This is a genomic window from Streptomyces sp. P9-A4, from assembly GCF_036634195.1.
Classification (GTDB): Bacteria; Actinomycetota; Actinomycetes; order Streptomycetales; family Streptomycetaceae; genus Streptomyces.
This window is the reverse complement of sequence record NZ_JAZIFY010000001.1, coordinates 4,839,972-4,858,668: the sequence shown is the minus strand read 5'-3', so window position 1 is coordinate 4,858,668 and position 18,697 is coordinate 4,839,972. Positions and strand designations below refer to the sequence as shown.

Here is an 18,697-nt window from a genome sequence, read left to right as displayed (position 1 = left end):
CCGTGACACCCCCGTACGACGGTCACGCCCCCGTACGGCGAAGGCCGGACCCCCGCAAGGAGGTCCGGCCTTCTGTCGTGTCGGCGCGGGTGCCGCTACTGCCCCGGGCGCGTCGCGCCGCCCGTGTCGACGCTCCCGTCCGGCGGGGTGGTCGGCGGCGGCGGCGAGGTCGGCTCCTCGGTCGCGGGCGGCTCTCCCGTGGACGTCGGCGGCGTGGTGACCGGGTCCCCCGTCGGCGTCGGCGGCGTGGTGGCCGGCGGGGTGGTCGGCGCGTCCGTCGGGTCCGGGGATTGGGTGGTCGGCTCCTCGGTGGGCTCCTGGGGCGCCTCGGTGGTCTCGGTGGGATCCGGGTCCGGCTCGATCGGGGTCGAGGTGTCGGTGTCCAGGTCGAAGGAGGCGTCGGAGCCGCCGTTCAGCGCGCTGGTGGTGTAGGCGCCCCAGATCTCGGCGGGCGTACGGCCACCGTTGGCGCGGCCCGGGTTGATCGTGTTGGTGAGGGTGACCTGGTTGCCCTTGGCGTCCTCGCCGAAGAGACCGACGGCGGTGACGAGTTCGGGGGTGTAGCCCACGAACCAGGCGGAACGGTTGTTCTCGGAGGTGCCGGTCTTGCCCGCGGCCTCGTAGTCGCCCGCGGCGCGGGAGCCGGAACCGCTCTGCACGACGCCCGTCATGGCCCTGGTGACGGTGTCGGCGGCCTTGCGGCTGATGACCTGCTCGCCGATCGCCTTGGCGGAGGTGATCGTGCGGTCCTTGTGCTCGGCGGTCTTCACCAGGGTGGGGGTGACCCGCACGCCGTGGTTGTCGAGCGTGGCGTAGGCGCCGGCCATGTCCATGGTGGAGGCGCCCATGGTGCCGAGGGAGATGGCCGGGGTCTCGGGGAAGTCCGCGCCGTCCTTCATGCCGAGGTCCAGGGCGGTCTTCTTGGCCTTGCCCGGGGTGACGTCGACGATCATCTGGGCGAAGACGGAGTTGATCGAGCTGTTGGTGGCCTTCTGCACGGTGACGGGGCCGTAGCTCCGGTTGTCCTCGTTCTCGGGACCGAACGCGATGGGGCTGCCGACGACCTGCCGCTTGCTGGTGCCGTCGTAGACGGTGCCCAGCTCGATCTGACGGCCGTCCTGGGTGACCGCGTGGTTGTCGAGGGCGGAGGCGAGGACGATCGGCTTGAAGGTGGAGGCGGGCTGGTAGTCGCGGCGGGTCGCGTTCGACATCCAGTGCTCGGTGGCGCCGACGCCGCCGTACATCGCGACGACCGCACCGGTCTTCGGGTCGACGGAGGTGGCGCCGGCCTGGACGGTGGCCTGCTTCTTGTCGCCCTTGCGGTCGAGCTTGGCCTCCAGCTCCTTGTCGACCGCCTTGACGAGGTCCTTCTGCTTCTTCTCGTCGATGTTGAGGGTGATCGTCCAGCCGCCGGCCTTGATGTCCTCCTCGCTGACGCCCTGGCGCATCAGCTCCTGGTTGGCGGCCTCGACGATGTATCCGGTCTGGCCCTCCATGCCGGGGGCGGGCTTGGGCTTCTGCGGGACGGGGAACTTCATCCCGGCGCGCTCGGAGGCGTCGAGCCAGCCCTCGCCGACCATGTTGTCGAGGACGTAGTTCCAGCGCTCCTCGACGAGCTTGCGGCCGGTGGCGCTCGCGGAGGTCCAGTCGTACTGGTTGGGCGCCTGGAGCAGCGAGGCGAGGTAGGCGCCCTGGGCGGTGGTGAGCTGGGTGGCGTCGACGCCGTAGTACGCGCGGGCGGCGGCCTGGATGCCGTAGGCGCTGCGGCCGTAGTAGCTGGTGTTCACGTACCCGGCGAGGATCTCGCTCTTGCTCGACTGGCGGTCGACCTTGATGGCGATGACCATTTCCTTGAGCTTGCGCGTGGCCGTCTGGTCCTGGCTCAAGTAGTAGTTCTTGACGTACTGCTGGGTGATGGTCGAGCCACCCTGCTTGCCCTTGCCGGTGATGGTGGACCAGGCGGCGCGGGTGGTGCCCTTGATGTCGACGCCGTTGTCCTTGTAGAAGGTCTTGTTCTCCGCGGCGACGAACGCCTTCTGGACCTTCTCGGGGATCTTCTCCAGGCCGACGATCTCGCGGTTGATCTTGCCGGTGCGGGCGAGGATCTTGCCGTTGTCGTACTTGTAGATGTTGCTCTGCATGGTCGCCTCGGCGTTGGCCGTCGGCACCGGGACCATGCGGTAGACGACGTACAGGGCGCCCATGGCGAGCAGGCAGCACACGAAGAAGGTGCCCAGGAGCTTCTTCCAGGAGAAGAAGCGGCGCAGACCGCGTTTCTTCGCCTTGCTCTTGTCCGGTCGGCCCATGTGTCCCGTCGCTCCGCTCGTCGTGTGTCCCGGCGCCGCGGCCCCCCTGCCCCGTCCGCGCCAGGCCGGCTAGCTAGTCAGCTAACACCGACGATGCAGACAAAGGACAACCGATCACGCCTTTTCCGGACGTGAGAATCAGCACCCACGCCCAGAGGAACCGACGTCCGAGATGACCGGATGGTTGCGTGAAGGAACGGTTCCGCTTGATGACCGCCCTTCCGTCCCGGCTATACATCGTGCGTATACACACCGTGTACAGTGACGCGCATGTCCATCGGTCACACCCTGCTCGGACTCCTGGAGTCCGGCCCGCGCCACGGCTACGACCTCAAGCGCGCCTTCGACGAGAAGTTCGGCCACGACCGGCCGCTGCACTACGGCCAGGTCTACTCGACCATGTCCCGGCTCCTGAGGAACGGCCTCGTCGTCGTCGACGGCATCGAGGCGGGCGGCGGCCCGGAGCGGAAGCGGTACGCCATCACCGACGCCGGCATCACCGACGTCGCCCAGTGGCTCGCCACCCCCGAGAAGCCGGAGCCGTACCTCCACTCCACGCTCTACACCAAGGTCGTCCTCGCCCTGCTCACCGGGCGCGGCGCCGCCGAACTCCTGGACACCCAGCGCACCGAGCACCTGCGTCTGATGCGCGAACTCACCCGGCGCAAGAAGGACGGCGACCTCGCCGACCAGCTCATCTGCGACCACGCCCTCTTCCACCTGGAAGCGGATCTGCGCTGGCTGGAACTGACCGCCGCGCGTCTCGACCGGCTCGCCGAGGAGGTCCTCCGATGACGGGCACCCCGCTGCTCACCGCCACCGGCCTCGACAAGGCCTACGGCCCCACCCCGGCGCTCGCGGGCGCCTCCTTCGCCCTCCGGGCCGGCGAGGTCGTCGCCGTCATGGGCCCCTCCGGCTCCGGCAAGTCGACCCTGCTGCACTGCCTGGCCGGAATCGTGCGCCCCGACGCCGGCACCATCACCTACGACGGACGCGAGCTCACCGCGCTCTCCGACAGCGCCCGCAGCTCCCTTCGCCGTACCGACTTCGGCTTCGTCTTCCAGTTCGGCCAGCTCGTCCCCGAGCTGACCTGCGTCGAGAACGTCGCCCTGCCGCTCCGCCTCAACGGCGAGAAGCGGAAGGCCGCCGAGGCCAGGGCCGTCGAGTGGCTGGCCCGCCTCGAGGTCGACGACACCGCGGGCAAGCGGCCCGGCGAGATATCCGGCGGCCAGGGCCAGCGCGTCGCCGTCGCCCGCGCCCTCGTCACCGCCCCGCGGGTGATCTTCGCCGACGAACCGACCGGCGCCCTCGACTCCCTCAACGGCGAGCGGGTCATGCGGCTGCTCACCGACGCCTCCCGGGACACCGGCGCCGCCGTCGTCCTCGTCACCCACGAGGCCCGGGTCGCCGCCTACTCCGACCGCGAGATCGTCGTACGGGACGGGTCCGTCCGGGACGCGGAGTGGGCGGCATGACGCTCCGCACCTGGGCCCGCGACCTGGGGCTCGGCGCCCGGTTCGCGGTCACCGGAGGCCGCTCCGGCCTGCTCCGCACCCTGCTCACCGCGACCGGCGTCGGCTTCGGCGTGGCCCTGCTGCTGCTCGCCGCCTCCTTCCCGAACATGCTCTTCCAGCGGGAGGTGAGGGAGTCGGTCCGCGCCGTCGACGGCAGCGAACAGGTCACCTCCCCCCGGCCCGACTCCTTTCTCCACCTCACCCGGAACACCGTCTACCGCGACGAGGTCGTCTCCGGTCTGCTGCTGCGCCCCGAGGGCGACGCGCCCCCGGTCCCGCCGGGTGCCACCGCGTTCCCCGGGCTCGGCGAGATGCTGGTGTCCCCCGCGCTCCGCGACCTGCTCGACTCCCCCGAGGGCGCCCTTCTCAAGGAGCGGCTCCCCTACGAGGTGACCGGGACGATCGGGCAGGACGGACTCATCGGCCCGGCCGACCTCCGGTACGTCGCCCATGTCGGCTTCCTCGACGACAGCAACTTCGACGGACGCGGCGTCCGCTACGGCTGGTCGGTGCCCGAGGAACCGATGAACGCCTTCCTCATCCTCCTCGTCGTCGTCGCCTGCGTCGTCCTGCTCCTCCCCGTGCTCGTCTTCATCGCGACCGCCGTCCGCTTCGGCGGCGAGCAGCGCGACCGGCGGCTCGCCGCGCTCCGGCTGGTCGGCGCCGACACCGCCATGACCCGGCGGATCGCGGCCGGCGAATCCCTCGCGGGCGCGCTGCTCGGCCTCCTCGTGGGCCTCGGACTCTTCGCGGTGGCCCGGCAGTTCGCCGGCGCCTTCACGATCTGGGACGTCAACGCCTTCCCCTCCGACGTCGTGCCGATGGCCCCGCTCGCCGCGCTCGCCCTCCTCTCGGTCCCGGTCTCCTCGGTCGTGGTCACCCTCTTCGCGCTGCGCGGGGTGGCGATCGAGCCGCTCGGAGTCGTCCGGACCTCGCTGCCGCGCCGCCGGCGGCTGTGGTGGCGGCTGCTGCTCCTCGCGGCGGGCGTCGCCCTGCTCGTCCCGCTCATCGGCGAAGTCCACGTGGCCGACACCAGCATCGACACCGTGACCGTCGCCGCCGGGACCGCGCTGGCCCTGATCGGCCTCACCACGCTCCTGCCGTGGCTCGTCGAGGCCGGGGTGAAGCGGCTGCACGCCGGTCCGGTGGCCTGGCAGCTCGCCGTCCGCAGGCTCCAGCTGAGCAGCGGTACGGCGGCCCGCGCGGTCAGCGGCATCGTCGTCGCGGCGACCGGTGCGATCGCGCTCCAGATGCTCTTCCAGGCGATGGAGAACGACTTCACGATGGCCACCGGCGAGGACTCGACCCGCGCCCAGATCATGTTCGGCGCCGACGCGGCGACCGCCGCCGAGGCCCGGGGGATGTTCGACCGCTTCGAGCGGACCAAGGGGGTCGCCGGCGCGGTCGGTGTCATCGAGTCACGGGTGTACCGGCCCGGCCCGCTGAAGAACGGCGAGGAGTTCGCCCCCGCCGTCGCGCTCAGGGTCGGCGACTGCGCCTCGCTCAGGGAGTTCGCCACGCTGCCCTCCTGCACGGACGGCGACGTCTTCGTGTTCCTCTCGCACGGCAAGCAGGGCAACCCGGACGACTCCTTCGTCACCAGGACCGCGCGGCCCGGCGTCACGGTCGCCCTGCGCGACCCGCACCCGGGCACCCCGCAGCGCCCGGCGGGCACCCCGCTGCCGAAGTGGCAGGTCCCCGCCGACGCCGAGGTCGTGGACTCCCGCCCGGACCCGACGGGCATGTACCAGTACGGTGTCCTCGCCACCCCGAAGGCGATCGACGCCGCCCGGCTCGAAGAGCCCGACGCGCAGGTCATGATCCGGCTCGACCCTACGGTGCCCGACGCCTCCGACCACGCGTGGAACACGGCGGCGGCCATCGACCCGACGGCCTGGGTGCGCACCGTGAAGGACACCGAGCGCGACGCGGCGTTCTCCAGCGTCCGCACCGGCATCCTGGTCGGCTCCACCCTGACGATGCTGCTCGTCGCGGCCTCACTGCTGGTCACGACCCTGGAGCAGCTCAGGGACCGCAAGCGGCTGCTCTCCTCGCTCATCGCCTTCGGCACCCGGCGCTCCACCCTCGGCTGGTCGGTGCTGTGGCAGACGGCGGTGCCGATCGCCGTCGGTCTCGTCCTCGCCGTGGCGGGCGGGATGGGCCTCGGGATCGTCCTGCTGAAGGCGGGCGGGCAGCAGGTCCAGGACTGGTGGGTGTTCCTGCCCGTCGTCGGGATCGGCCTCGGGCTGATCGCGGCCGTGACGCTGCTGAGCATGCCGGTCCTGTGGCGCCTGATGCGCGCGGACGGGCTGCGCACGGAGTAACCCTCCGGGCGGATGTACGAGAGGTCCGCGAACGGCGGGGTGGGCGGCGGTTCCTGACACCGGGGGGTTTCAGGAACCGCCGCCCACCACGCGTACCGGCAGCCCCCGCATCGCCCCCCGCAGCTCCTCCGCCAGCTCCTCGAACTCGGCGTGCCGGGCCGCCCCCGCCCGCATCGCGAGGGCGATCCGCCGCGAGGGCGCCGGATCGGCGAAGAGCCCCGTCCACAGGGCGTGGTTCCGGGCCGTCTCGACCGTCACGGCGGTGCGCGGCAGCAGGGTCACCCCGAGCCCGCCGGCCACCAGCTGGACCAGGGTGGCGAGCCCGGCGGCGGTGGTGGTGACCTCCGCGCCGTCGCCGCGCCCCGCCTCCCGGCAGATGTCGAGGGCCTGGTCGCGCAGGCAGTGCCCCTCGTCGAGGAGGAGCAGCCGCAGCTCCCTGAGGGCCTCGCGGGGGATGTCGTCACGGCCCGCGAGCGGATGCCCCTGCGGGGTGACCAGGACGAAGTCCTCGTCGAAGAGCGGGAGTTCGGTGACGCCGGGCACGCCCAGCGGTACGGCGAGCAGCAGCAGGTCGAGCCGCCCGGCGGTCAGCCCCTCCAGGAGCGAGGAGGTCTGCTCCTCGTGGACCTGGAGGTCGAGGTCCGGGTAGCGCTGGTGGACCAGGCGCAGGACGGTCGGCAGCAGATAGGGCGCGACCGTCGGGATCACCCCGAGTCGCAGCACCCCGGTGAAGGGCGCCTGGGCGGCCTCCGCCTCCTCCATCAGCTCCGCGACGGCATCGAGGACCACCCGCGTGCGCGTCGCGAGCCGCTCCCCCGCGGGTGAGAGCAGCACTTTCCGGGTCGTACGCTCAAGGAGCTGGACACCGAGTGCCTCTTCGAGTGCCGAAACCGCGCCCGAGAGCGCGGGCTGGCTCATGCCGATGACCGCCGCCGCGTCGCGGAAGTGCAGATGCTCGGCGACCGCGGCGAAGGCCCTGAGCTGGGAGAGGCTCGGCTGTTTGCCTCGGTACGGGCTGTGCGGGGGGCTGTACGGGGATGCCACTGATAACCACCTTCGATCAACACGAACCACTCTAGCTATTTCACTGATCAATGCACTCCGTGCCATGCTGTGAGTCGTCCAACCCCCACGGAAGACCCCAAAAGGGACCCTTCCTGCCTGCAAGGAGAGCGCGTGCTCACTGTCGGTGACAAGTTCCCCGCCTACGACCTGACCGCCTGCGTGTCGCTGGAGAGCGGCAAGGAGTTCGAGCAGATCGACCACAAGGCCTACGAGGGCAAGTGGCGCGTGGTGTTCTTCTGGCCGAAGGACTTCACCTTCGTCTGCCCCACCGAGATCGCCGCGTTCGGCAAGCTGAACGACGAGTTCGCGGACCGCGACGCCCAGATCCTCGGCGTCTCCGGCGACTCCGAGTTCGTGCACCACGCCTGGCGCAAGGACCACGCCGACCTGCGTGACCTGCCCTTCCCGATGCTCGCCGACTCGAAGCACGAGCTCATGAGCGACTGCGGCGTCCGGGGCGAGGACGGCTTCGCCCAGCGTGCCGTCTTCATCGTGGACCCGAACAACGAGATCCAGTTCACCATGGTGACCGCCGGCTCCGTCGGCCGTAACCCCAAGGAGGTCCTGCGGGTCCTCGACGCCCTGCAGACCGACGAGCTGTGCCCGTGCAACTGGAACAAGGGCGAGGGCACCCTCGACGCCGCCGCCCTCCTGTCGGGCGAGTGATCTGACATGGCGCTCGACGAACTCAAGTCCGCCATACCGGACTTCGCCAAGGACCTGAAGCTGAACCTCGGTTCGGTCATCGGCAACAGCGAGCTGCCGCAGCAGCAGCTCTGGGGCACCGTCCTGGCCTGCGCGATCGCCTCGCGCTCGCCGAAGGTCCTCCGGGAGCTGGAGCCCGAGGCCCAGGCGAACCTGAAGCCCGAGGCGTACCAGGCGGCCAAGTCCGCCGCCGCGATCATGGCGATGAACAACGTCTTCTACCGGACCCGGCACCTGCTGTCGGACCCCGAGTACGGGACGCTGCGCGCCGGTCTGCGGATGAACGTCATCGGCAACCCGGGCGTCGAGAAGGTCGACTTCGAGCTGTGGTCGCTGGCCGTCTCCGCGATCAACGGCTGCGGCCAGTGCCTGGACTCGCACGAGCAGGTCCTGCGCCAGGCCGGTGTCGACCGTGCCACGATCCAGGAGGCCGTGAAGATCGCCGCGGTGATCCAGGCGGTCGGCGTCACGCTCGACGCCGAAGCGGTGCTCGCCGCCGAGTAGGCGGAGCCGTACGAGAAGGGCCCCGGGGCTTCGAGCCCCGGGGCCCTTCCGTCATTTCCTGAGCGCGTCCATCAGGCTCAGCACGTCCTGGGACATCGGGACCTCGATCCCGGAGAGGTCGACCGGCGCCTTGGGTTCGATCAGCGACCCGTCCGGATCATTGTTGTACTGCCGGTACAGGGACATGGAGATCTCGATCTGGCCGTCGAGCACGCTGAACTCCCCGCCGTCTCCGTCGCGATCCTCGAAGAAGGCCTGTTCCCCGATGCCGTCGATCGCCTTGGTGAGGTCCATGTACTTCGCCCGCGCCGCGAACTCCGGGCCCGGATCGGTCACCTTGTGCAGCGTGTACATGACGGTCAGGCTGTATCCGTTGTCCGGGGACCCGAAGGTCATCGAGCAGGACGACCGGTGCACGGCCGGGTCGTCCATCTCGGGGCCGACACCGTCCTCGCTCCGCTCGCCCAGGATGCCGGAGAGCGCCTTCAGCTTCGCCGTACCGCAGAGGCTCTCCACCTGCCGGTACCCCCGCATGTCCGGCCCCGGCTCCGTCCGCTGCCCGTACGCGTAGAGCCCGCCGCCCCAGACCGCCGAGGCCAGCACCGCTCCGCCGAGCGCCCACAGCCACGGGGGGCGGGCGCGGGGCGGGCGGGGCGGGCGCTCCTCCGCCACCACCTCGTAGACCTCGAAACCGGTCCCCCCGTCGAGCTCCGGCTCCGAGATCACTCGGTCTCCCCCTTGGCGGCGAGCATGCCCGGGGCGGGCGTCGGCGCCACCTCGAACGCGGTCGCCCCGCGCGGCTCCGGCGTGCCGCGCAGCGCCTGTTCCGTGCTGTACGCGCGCAGATAGCCGACCACCGTGTTGGCGACGGCGACCAACGGGACCGCGACCACGGCGCCCCCGATGCCTGCGGTCAGACCGCCGGCCGCGACCGCGAGGACGACGGCCAGCGGATGGACCCGTACCGCGCGGCCGAGGATGAACGGCTGGAGCACATGCCCCTCGATCTGCTGCACGGCGAGGACCACGACGACCACCATCAGGGCCGTGAACGGCCCGTTGGTGACCAGGGCGACGACCACCGCGAGGGCGCCGGAGACGACGGCGCCGACCAGCGGGATGAAGGCGAAGAGGAAGATGAAGACGGCGAGCGGCACGGCCATCGGCACATCGAGGAACCAGAGCCCGAGACCGATGAACACGGCGTCGATGAGGGCCACGAGCACCGTGCCGCGCACATAGGCGGTGAGGGTGCGCCAGGCGCGCGGCCCCGCTCCGGCCACGCCCGGCCGGGCCTGGGCGGGCACCAGCTTGAGCGTCCACTCCCAGACCTTCTTCCCGTCGTACAGCAGGAAGAGGGTCGAGAACATCGCGAGCAGCATGCCGGTCATCGCCTCGACGAGCACGGTCACGCCCTGGAGTCCGGCGGAGGTGATCTGCTCGGCGTTGGAGCCGATCGAGTCGCTGAGGTTCTTGGCGATGTCGTTGATCTGGCGCTCGGTCACATGGAACGGGCTGTCGAGGAGCCAGCGCTTGAGCTCCTCGATGCCGTCCCTGACCTGGTCGGTCAGGTTGTCGATGTTGTCCATCACCTGCCAGACCACGAACCAGCCGACCAGCCCCATCACGACGAAGCCGGAGACGGCGGTGATGGCGGTGGCGAGCCCGCGCGGCAGGCCCTTCCTCCGCAGCATCGCCACGGTGGGCTGGAGCAGGGCGGTGACGAGGAGGGCGGCGACGAAGGCGAGGACGACCAGCTGCACGGAGCTGATCACCTTCATCAGCACCCAGACCGTGCCGGCGAAGACGAGGAGGCGCCAGCTCGCCTCCGCGGCCACCCGCATGCCCCAGGGAATGGCGGCGACGGGGTCGGGCCGGGCGGCGACCGCCGGCGCGTAGGAGGGGGGCGCGGGGACGGAGCGGCCCGACTCGGCGGTCGCGACGGCCGTCGCCTCCGGGAGGGGGGCGGCGGTGTCCGGGTCCGTGTCGGGGCCGGCGGCGGCCGTGCCGCGGACGGTTCCGTCGACCGGTCGCGTACGGCCGTTCCGGGGACGGTCGCGGCCGTCCCCGGGCGAGGAGGTGTCGTACGGGGTGTCGTACGACGGGGCCGGATACGGCGGGCCGAGCGGGTCGTCCCGTTCCGCCTCGGCCCGGCGCTCGTCGAGTCGTTCGCCCATGCGGCTCAGGCTCTCGCCCAGCCGTCCCAGCCACCCTGGCACTCTCGACATCTCTTTCCTCATCCCCCCGCCGACTCCGTTCCGACGGCTCCCCCGAGGCCGTGGAACTCCGAAAATACACGCAAGAAGCCCCTCACCGTAGGACGGCGAGGGGCTTCCGAAGGTTGAGCGCGGCCGGTACTAGTACCAGCGGTTGGCCTGCCAGAACGTCCAGGCGCCGCAGGGGCTGCCGTACTTGGAGTCCATGTAGTTGAGGCCCCACTTGATCTGGGTGGCCGGGTTGGTCTGCCAGTCGGCGCCCGCCGTCGACATCTTGCTGCCCGGGAGGGCCTGCACGAGTCCGTAGGCGCCCGAGGACCGGTTGACCGCGAGGTAGTTCCAGGTCGACTCGTGGTTCACGATGTTGCTGAAGCACTGGAACTGCGAGGCCGGGACCATCTGGCGGGCGATCGCCTTGACTTCGGCGACCGTGTAGGAGCCCTGCGCGGAGAAGGACGAGGCGTCGCGGACGGAGTCGCGGCTCGCGCGCTCCTCGGCCTCCTTGCGCTCCTTCTCGGCCTTGGCCGCCTTGTCGGCCGCCTCCTTCTTCGCCTCGGCGTCCTTCGCCGCGCGAAGACGGGCCGATTCCTCGGCGGACTTCTTCGCGGCGGTGTCCGCGGCGGCGGCCTGGACATCGGCCTGCTCCGCGAGGGACGAGACCTGTACCTGGGCCTGCTCGCCCGCGGGAATGTCCGCGAGCAGCGTGGTGTCGGCCGCGGTGGCCTCGAAGTTGTCGTCCGAGGGCTGAACGGCGTTACCCGACGCAACGCCCACGACGGCGCCGACGGTGGTGACCGCAGTGGCCGAAGCCACCGCGAATCCCCGGACCGAGATCCGGCTCACACGGTTTCCTTCCAGCATCGCCCGCACAGGTGACCACGCGGGCGAAATCGTGCCCCTGGCGCTGGTCTCCGACATAAGAGGTCACAGGAGACACTGGCCCGTGGTGCTGTGGGCGGCATACGGCGGACGGTTGTTGAGTTGTGTGGTGCTGGTGCGACCTGAAGGTGCACGGGTGCCGTATGCGGGGCCTGACGGAAGCAAGACTTTGCCGGACCGCCACACCGCAAGGCAATTCCATCCTGCGTGTGAAAGCTCACACCCCGGCAGGGGCAGGTGTTTTGGAAGATACGGCGGACAGCGCGACGCCGCCCGGCTAAGCTCATCGGCTTCGCCGGGCGGCGCCAACTTCCGTACGCGTACAGAAGGGTACGAAACGGTCAGATCTGACCGTCCTCCAGCATCTCCGTCACGAGCGCGGCGATCTGGGAGCGTTCGGAACGGGTGAGCGTGACGTGCGCGAAGAGCGGATGCCCCTTCAGTTTCTCGACCACGGCGACGACTCCGTCGTACCGGCCGACCCGGAGGTTGTCCCGCTGGGCGACGTCATGGGTCAGGACGACCCGCGAATTCGCCCCGATACGGGACAGAACGGTCAACAGGACGTTCCGCTCCAGGGACTGGGCCTCGTCCACGATGACGAACGCGTCGTGCAGCGAACGCCCGCGGATGTGGGTCAGCGGCAGGACCTCCAGCATCCCGCGGCCGAGCACCTCCTCGATCACCTCACGGCTCGCCACCGAGGACAGCGTGTCGAAGACCGCCTGTGCCCACGGGCTCATCTTCTCGGACTCGCTGCCCGGCAGGTACCCGAGCTCCTGGCCGCCGACCGCGTACAGCGGACGGAAGACCATCACCTTCTGGTGCTGGCGGCGCTCCAGGACCGCCTCCAGGCCCGCGCAGAGCGCCAGCGCGGACTTGCCGGTGCCGGCCCGGCCGCCCATCGAGATGATGCCGACGTCCGGGTCGAGGAGCAGATCGAGCGCGATCCGCTGCTCGGCGCTGCGGCCGCGGAGCCCGAAGGCCTCCCGGTCGCCGCGGACCAGCCGTACGTTCCCCTCGGCGGTGACCCGGCCGAGCGCCTTGCCGCGCTCGGACTGGAGCACCAGGCCGGTGTGGACCGGCAGCCCGGCCGCCTCCGGCACATACAGCGACTCCTGGTCGAAGAGCAGGTCCACCTGCTCCCCGGAGAGCGCCAGGTCGGTCATCCCGGTCCAGCCGTTGGCGTCCGTGATGGCCAGCTCGGCCCGGTACTCCTCGGCGAGGAGACCGACCGAGGAGGCCTTGATGCGCAGCGGCAGGTCCTTGGAGACGACCGTGACGTCGTACCCCTCGGCCTGGAGGTTCCGCGCGACCGCGAGGATCCGTGAGTCGTTGTCCCCCAACCTGTAGCCGGCGGGCAGGACGCCGGGGTCGGAATGGTTGAGTTCGACACGCAGGGTGCCGCCCAGCTCCCCGATGGGGAGCGGGGCGTCCAGGCGCCCGTACCGGACCCGGAAGTCGTCCAGGAGGCGCAGGGCCTGCCGGGCGAAGTAGCCGAGCTCCGGATGGTGCCGCTTGGCCTCCAGCTCCGTCACGACCACGATCGGGAGCACGACCTCGTGCTCCTCGAACCGTGACATGGCGTTGGGGTCGGCCAGCAGGACGCTGGTGTCGAGAACATAGGTGCGCCGGTCGGAAAGGCGGCGCTTCGTGCTGGTCACCACGGAAGGACAGACCCCCTCGGAAGACCCCTGTGAGGTCGGGGTGCGACGGAACCGGTGTCGCTGCGGAATGGGACCGGGTGCGGGCCGCCGTGCGCGGGCCGAACCACGGCCCTCCGCTTCTCCCGTACGTGTCCCGCACGGTCGTCCTGGTGCAAGGGGCCTCCCGGGTGGCGGTCTCCGTGCCGCTCACTTCACCAGGGATATGCCCTCGAACGGGGTCGGCCATGCCAGGGCATATGACGACGTGTTCGTGAACACGAGATGATCGGTTCCGACCGGATCCCGGGAGTGGGCCGGGAAAGGTCCGGGAGGGGCCCCGAAGTGCCCGGGGGATGCCCGGGAGGGGTCCGTCAGGGGTCCGGGAGGGGGTGCTCCGGGGTCAGTTTCCGTAGCGCCGGTGCCGGGCGGCGTAGTCGCGCAGCGCCCGCAGGAAGTCGACCTTGCGGAAGGCCGGCCAGTGCACTTCGCAGAAGTAGTACTCGGAATGGGCGCTCTGCCACAGCATGAATCCGGACAACCGCTGCTCGCCGCTGGTGCGGATCACCAGGTCCGGGTCGGGCTGGCCGCGCGTGTACAGGTGTTCCGAGATGTGCTCGACGTCGACGATCTCCGCGAGCTCCTCGAAGCTCGTCCCGCGCTCCGAGTGCTCCAGGAGCAGCGAGCGGACCGCGTCCGCGATCTCCTGCCGGCCGCCGTACCCCACCGCCACGTTCACGAGTATTCCCGTGTTGGCGTGAGTGGCCTGCTCGGCCTCCTTCAGGACGGACTGCGTCCGCGCGGGCAGCAGGTCCATCGTGCCGACGTGGTTCACCCGCCAGCGGCCGTCGGCGGCGAGCGAGCGGACGGCGTTCTCGATAATGCCGAGCAGCGGGACGAGCTGCTCCTCGGGCCGGTTCAGGTTGTCCGTGGAGAGCATCCAGAGCGTGACGACCTCGACGTCGGTCTCGGCGCACCAGCCGAGCAGCTCCTGGATCTTGTCCGCGCCGGCCTTGTGTCCCTGCTCGGGGGTCCCGCCGGACGCCTTGGCCCAGCGGCGGTTCCCGTCGAGGATGACCCCGATGTGCTTGGGCACCTGGGCATGGTCGAGGCGGCCTTCCACCCGGCGTGCGTAGAGCCCGTACACCAGGTCGCGCAGGTTCACCGTTCTTTACCCCTCCGTGCAGCGGCGGGTCCGCCAGGCATCGGCGGTCCGCAAGCCGCCACACTACTGCGCACGGGCGACAGGCTCCCAGCCCGGGACTGTCACAAGTCCGTGATAAGCAGAGATACGTGACTGATTCCCCCCTGTACCGCGCCGCCGCGGACCGCTATGACGCCATGGAGTACCGCCGCTCGGGCCGCAGCGGCCTCAAGCTCCCCGCGATCTCCCTCGGCCTCTGGCACAACTTCGGCGACGACCGCGCGCTCGACACCCAGCGCGCGATCCTCCGCCGCGCCTTCGACCTCGGCGTCACCCACTTCGACCTGGCGAACAACTACGGGCCGCCGCCCGGCTCCGCCGAGCTGAACTTCGGCAAGCTCTTCGCCCAGGACTTCGCGCCGTACCGCGACGAGCTGATCATCTCCACCAAGGCCGGCTACGAGATGCACCCCGGCCCGTACGGCGAGTGGGGCTCCCGCAAGTACCTGCTGTCCTCGCTCGACGCCTCCCTGAACCGGATGGGCCTCGACCACGTCGACATCTTCTACTCGCACCGCTTCGACCCGGACACCCCGCTGGAGGAGACGATGGGGGCCCTGGCCTCCGCCGTCCAGCAGGGCAAGGCGCTGTACGTCGGCGTCTCCTCGTACAACAGCGAGCAGACCGCCGAGGCCGCGAGCATCCTGCGTGAGATGGGCGTCCCCGCGCTGATCCACCAGCCCTCGTACTCCATGATCAACCGGTGGACCGAGGAGGACGGCCTGCTCGACACCCTGGAGGCGGCCGGCATGGGCTGCATCTCCTTCGTGCCGCTGGCGCAGGGGCTGCTCACCAACAAGTACCTGAAGGGCATCCCGGAGGGCTCGCGGGCCACCCAGGGCAAGTCCCTCGACCCGAACCTGCTCTCCGACGAGGTGCTGCGGCGCCTGCGCGGCCTCGCGGACATCGCGGAGCGGCGCGGGCAGTCGCTGGCGCAGCTGGCGCTGTCGTGGGTGCTGCGCGACGCGCGGATGACCTCGGCGCTGATCGGCGCGTCCAGCGTCGCCCAGCTGGAGGAGAACGTGGCCGCGCTGGCGGGCGCGCCGCTGACCGGGGAGGAGCTGGCGGAGATCGACTCGTTCGCGGTGGACACCCGGGGCGCGAACATCTGGGCCGGCCGGGGCTGAGTCCGCTGGGCGGACCCGGGCCGAGCCCCCTGGACCTGCCGGGCCCGAGGCCTCCGGAGGTCCCGGGCCGGCTCCCCCGGAGCCGCCGGGGCAAGAAAAACGGGCCGGTCCGTGGGGGGGGGATACGGACCGGCCCGAGGGGGGGTTTCCACCATAACCCTTCGATAGTCGTGTTGCGCGCCACGTACGCCGAACGAAGCCCGTGGAATGCCCCGGATCCCGTACGGGACAAGGGCTGTGGGCCCTCGTGGCGGGTTTGCGCCCCGGCGCGGCGGCGGAGTTCCGTCCTTCCCACGAGGGACCGGAGGGGCGGGGCGCCCGGTTGACGGACGGGGGCCGCCGAGCGCGCCGGACGCGGCTTCCCGGCAGGTCAGGCGGGGGTCGTACGGGGTCGGGGGCGGGCCGTTCAACGTCAGGGTCCTCCGGCGTCAGGAGCGGGGCGTACGCCGGAGCAGGGTGATGCCGTCACGACGGGCGACGACCTCGTAGCTGTACGTCCGCTCGGCCTCGGCGAGCTCGGCCTCCTGCCGGGCGAGCGGATAGGGCCAGTGCCCCGAGGGATACGGCCATGCCTCGGGCGCCCGCGCGTCGTGGACGATCCACTCGGCCTTCGGGGCCGGGATGCGCGCCGGGCTGTACCCGTACAGGTCGCCGCCCACCGGGAACGTCGGGAAGAGGACGACCGCGCAGCGGGCGGTGAGCTGCGGGGCGAGCCGGTTGGACGCGGCCACGGTGGCGCCGTCGGGGATACGGGCGAGCAGCACACGGGCCGCCTCGACGTGCGGGGTGGTGCGCCAGGTCGCCCGCTGGACGACCTGGGCCAGCGGGAACGACGGGATCAGGACCACGGTCACGGCGAGGACGCTGGCGAGCACGCCCCGCAGCTCCCGCCGGTCGGGAGCCCGGCGGCCGAGGACGTCGACGAGCCCCGCGAAGACCACCGGCATGAGGATCGCGCTGTAGTGGAAGGACGTGCCCCAGTGGAAGCCGTTCTCGGAGAGCAGCCGCCAGCCCAGGGTGGGGACCGCGAGCAGCGCGAGCGGTGAGCGGAGCGCGAGCAGCGCCGAAGGGGCGAAGACCAGGATCAGGGTGACCGCCTTGGCCTCGGGGCGGAGCACGTCGAGCGGGGCATGGGCGAGGGTGGCGAGCAGCGAGCCGTGGATGTCCTCGAGGTTCCCGCCGTGGGCGTAGCCGCCGCCCGGGTTGACGGCGGGCAGCAGGACCTTGATCTCGAGGAGCGAGCCGAGGACTCCGGCGGCGGCGGTGGCGAGACCGAGTTTCCTGGGCCCCTTGAGGGCGATGTACGCGCCGACGGCGGCGAGGGTGAAGCCCAGGTCCTCCTTGACGAGCAGCAGCGGCGCGGCCCAGGCGACGGCCTGCCGCCAGCGCCGCCGGGCGAGCGCCTCCAGGCAGAAGGAGAGCAGCGGGACGGCGAGCGCCACCTCGTGGAAGTCGAAGGCGGCGGCGGAGGCGATGCCCCAGCTCAGCCCGTATCCGGCGGCGACGGTATGGGCGGCGGCCGGGCCGAGGACCCGGCCGGCCCGGCGGGCGAGCGGGACGACGGCGAGCGCGAGCAGCGCGGACTGGGCGAGCAGCAGACAGAGCGGGGAGGGCCAGAGCCGGTAGAAGGGGGCGAGGGCGGCGAGGAGGGGGTGGAAATGGTCGCCGAGCAGGTTGAAGCCCTCGCCGCGCAGGGGGACCACGGGGGCGCGGAGTCCGGCGTAGGCGCGGACGGCCTGCTCGAAGATGCCGAGGTCGTAGCCGGTGGTGCGCAGGAGCTGGTGGCGGCGTACGGCGACGGTCGCGTAGAGGACGCAGAGCGCGGCGGCCCACGCCCAGGGGACGAGGGCGGGGCGGCGGTACCAGGGGGCGGGCGGCGAAGGCTCGCGGGCCGTCGCCGCCACGGGCAGTTCGGTATCAATTGTCCGCATGTGGGGCGATGCTAGAGAGGCCCCTTCATGGAAGGGCGGTGAACGCGCCGAGGAGCAGGCCGAGCAGCCCGCCCCCGAGCATGAACGGCCCGAAGGGGATCGCCGAGGAGCGGCCGGCCCGCCGCAGCAGCACCAGACCGAGGCCGTACACCGCGCCGAGCAGGAAGCCCGCGAAGGCCCCGGCGAAGAGGACGCCCCAGCCGTACCAGCCGAGTGCCGCGCCCAGCGGCAGCGCCAGCTTCACGTCACCGAAGCCGAGACCGCTCGGGTTGACCAGGAACAGCACCAGATAGGCGCCGCCCAGGGCGAGCGCGCCGAGCAGGGCGTGGGTCCAGGAACCGGCGGCGTACGGCAGGAGTCCGGCGCCGCCGAGGAGCAGCGGTACGGCGACGGCGAGCGGCAGGGTGAGCCCGTCGGGAAGCCGGTGCACGCGCGCGTCGACGGAGGCCAGGAGGACGGCGAAGGGCACGCCGAGCAGCCAGACCGCCAGCTCGGGCCGAGGCCCGCCGGTGGCGGCGGCGAGCGCGGCGCAGGCCAGGGCGGTGAGCAGGGGTGCGGTGAGCGGGGCGGCGGTCGTCGCGCAGTCGCGCCGGCCGGGCCCGCCGAGCCAGCCGCGCGCGGGCCCGGCGAGCGGGTGCCCGGCAGGGCAGCGGTCCCGCCACGGCTCCTCGGGCGCGACGGAGAGCCGGTACGCGGCACGCGGCACGAGCAGCCCGACGGCGGCCCCCCACAGGGCGGCGACGGCGATCACGGCGACGGTGAGGTCCACGGACCCGACCCTAGGGTCGGGGGACCGCTACGGTCTTGCGCATGGGGAAATGGAAGGACGGGACGGGGAGACTGGTGGTGCCGCTCGGGGGCCCGATGGGGGCTGAGGGCTCGGTGCCGACTGGGGGCTCGGTGGCGGCTGAGGGCTCGGTGCCGTTGGAGGTCGCGGCCTCGTACCGGGCGCGGCGGCGGGGGCTGCTCGGGCGGGACGGGGTCGCGGGAGCGCTGCTGATCGTCCGGACGAACAGCGTGCACACCTTCGGCATGCGGTTCGCGATCGACGTGGCTCATCTGGACCGCGCGTTCACGGTCCTCTCGGTGGTCACGATGCGACCGGGCCGGCTCGGCATGATCCGCCCGCGCGGCCGGCACGTCCTGGAGGCGGAGGCGGGGGCGATGGCGGGCTGGGGGCTGCGGGCGGGGGTACGCGTGCGCGTGGACGCGGATACGGCCGGAGACACGGATACGGACGGAGTCGCGGATACGGGCCTGGGCACGGGCTCGGGCTCCA

General features: G+C 71.5%; 15 protein-coding genes and 1 pseudogene. 7 read left to right on the top strand and 9 right to left on the bottom strand.

Annotated elements, in window-relative coordinates:
- Positions 1–95: 95 nt before the first annotated feature.
- Positions 96–2,306 carry a transglycosylase domain-containing protein gene (locus V4Y03_RS22080; RefSeq protein ID WP_332436054.1) on the bottom strand — a complete coding sequence of 737 codons (2,211 nt, stop codon included), beginning with the start codon at positions 2,304–2,306 and terminating at the stop codon, positions 96–98.
- Between the two features lie 270 nt (positions 2,307–2,576).
- On the opposite strand from V4Y03_RS22080, the gene V4Y03_RS22075 reads away from it, so the two are divergent.
- Genes V4Y03_RS22075 through V4Y03_RS22065 form a run of 3 tightly spaced genes read left to right on the top strand, consistent with a single transcriptional unit; the run spans position 2,577 to position 6,144 of the window.
- Positions 2,577–3,101 (top strand): PadR family transcriptional regulator, encoded by a 525-nt coding sequence (locus tag V4Y03_RS22075; protein ID WP_332436052.1) that lies wholly within the window; start codon positions 2,577–2,579, stop codon positions 3,099–3,101.
- Entirely contained in the window at positions 3,098–3,781 is a 684-nt protein-coding gene (locus V4Y03_RS22070; RefSeq protein ID WP_332436051.1) for an ABC transporter ATP-binding protein, read from the top strand. The genes V4Y03_RS22075 and V4Y03_RS22070 overlap by 4 nt, the downstream gene beginning before the upstream one ends.
- The gene (locus tag V4Y03_RS22065) at positions 3,778–6,144 is read left to right on the top strand and encodes an ABC transporter permease (protein WP_332436049.1); all 2,367 of its coding nucleotides are present in this window, start codon (positions 3,778–3,780) and stop codon (positions 6,142–6,144) included. Before V4Y03_RS22070 ends, V4Y03_RS22065 begins: the two co-directional genes overlap by 4 nt.
- 69 nt (positions 6,145–6,213) lie before the next feature.
- On the opposite strand, the gene V4Y03_RS22060 is transcribed toward V4Y03_RS22065, so the two are convergent.
- The gene (locus tag V4Y03_RS22060) at positions 6,214–7,188 is read right to left on the bottom strand and encodes a hydrogen peroxide-inducible genes activator (RefSeq protein ID WP_332436047.1); all 975 of its coding nucleotides are present in this window, start codon (positions 7,186–7,188) and stop codon (positions 6,214–6,216) included.
- A gap of 132 nt (positions 7,189–7,320) precedes the next feature.
- Here V4Y03_RS22060 and V4Y03_RS22055 point away from each other — a divergent pair, with 132 nt between their 5' ends.
- Complete coding sequence (locus V4Y03_RS22055; protein WP_073809243.1) at positions 7,321–7,875, top strand: peroxiredoxin; 555 nt, start codon at positions 7,321–7,323, stop codon at positions 7,873–7,875.
- Positions 7,876–7,881: 6 nt separating this feature from the next.
- A complete protein-coding gene (locus V4Y03_RS22050) occupies positions 7,882–8,418 on the top strand; it encodes an alkyl hydroperoxide reductase (RefSeq protein WP_056551626.1) in 537 nt (178 codons plus the stop codon).
- Positions 8,419–8,469: 51 nt separating this feature from the next.
- On the opposite strand, the gene V4Y03_RS22045 is transcribed toward V4Y03_RS22050, so the two are convergent.
- The 5 genes from V4Y03_RS22045 to V4Y03_RS22025 all read right to left on the bottom strand — a co-directional run bounded on the left by V4Y03_RS22045 (position 8,470) and on the right by V4Y03_RS22025 (position 14,321).
- The gene (locus V4Y03_RS22045) at positions 8,470–9,144 is read right to left on the bottom strand and encodes a hypothetical protein (RefSeq protein ID WP_332436044.1); all 675 of its coding nucleotides are present in this window, start codon (positions 9,142–9,144) and stop codon (positions 8,470–8,472) included.
- Complete coding sequence (locus V4Y03_RS22040) at positions 9,141–10,646, bottom strand: AI-2E family transporter (protein ID WP_332436043.1); 1,506 nt, start codon at positions 10,644–10,646, stop codon at positions 9,141–9,143. Before V4Y03_RS22040 ends, V4Y03_RS22045 begins: the two co-directional genes overlap by 4 nt.
- A gap of 129 nt (positions 10,647–10,775) precedes the next feature.
- A complete protein-coding gene (locus tag V4Y03_RS22035; protein WP_317876609.1) occupies positions 10,776–11,495 on the bottom strand; it encodes a transglycosylase SLT domain-containing protein in 720 nt (239 codons plus the stop codon).
- Positions 11,496–11,854: 359 nt separating this feature from the next.
- Positions 11,855–13,180, bottom strand: a complete 1,326-nt coding sequence (locus V4Y03_RS22030) for a PhoH family protein (RefSeq protein ID WP_317876610.1) — start codon at positions 13,178–13,180, stop codon at positions 11,855–11,857.
- A gap of 379 nt (positions 13,181–13,559) precedes the next feature.
- Entirely contained in the window at positions 13,560–14,321 is a 762-nt protein-coding gene (locus tag V4Y03_RS22025) for an isoprenyl transferase (protein WP_317876611.1), read from the bottom strand.
- 128 nt (positions 14,322–14,449) lie between these two features.
- Here V4Y03_RS22025 and mgrA point away from each other — a divergent pair, with 128 nt between their 5' ends.
- The gene (gene mgrA / locus V4Y03_RS22020) at positions 14,450–15,487 is read left to right on the top strand and encodes an L-glyceraldehyde 3-phosphate reductase (protein WP_317876612.1); all 1,038 of its coding nucleotides are present in this window, start codon (positions 14,450–14,452) and stop codon (positions 15,485–15,487) included.
- A gap of 428 nt (positions 15,488–15,915) precedes the next feature.
- On the opposite strand, the gene V4Y03_RS22015 is transcribed toward mgrA, so the two are convergent.
- Both V4Y03_RS22015 and V4Y03_RS22010 read right to left on the bottom strand, forming a co-directional pair.
- Positions 15,916–17,418 (bottom strand): DUF2079 domain-containing protein, encoded by a 1,503-nt coding sequence (locus V4Y03_RS22015; RefSeq protein ID WP_332436040.1) that lies wholly within the window; start codon positions 17,416–17,418, stop codon positions 15,916–15,918.
- 25 nt (positions 17,419–17,443) lie between these two features.
- Positions 17,444–18,187: an A24 family peptidase gene (locus tag V4Y03_RS22010; protein ID WP_332436039.1), complete on the bottom strand. Its 744-nt coding sequence runs from the start codon at positions 18,185–18,187 to the stop codon at positions 17,444–17,446.
- Positions 18,188–18,228: 41 nt separating this feature from the next.
- On the opposite strand from V4Y03_RS22010, the pseudogene V4Y03_RS22005 reads away from it, so the two are divergent.
- Positions 18,229–18,627: pseudogene (locus V4Y03_RS22005) on the top strand (DUF192 domain-containing protein); the annotation flags it as partial.
- Between the last annotated feature and the right edge of the window lie 70 nt (positions 18,628–18,697).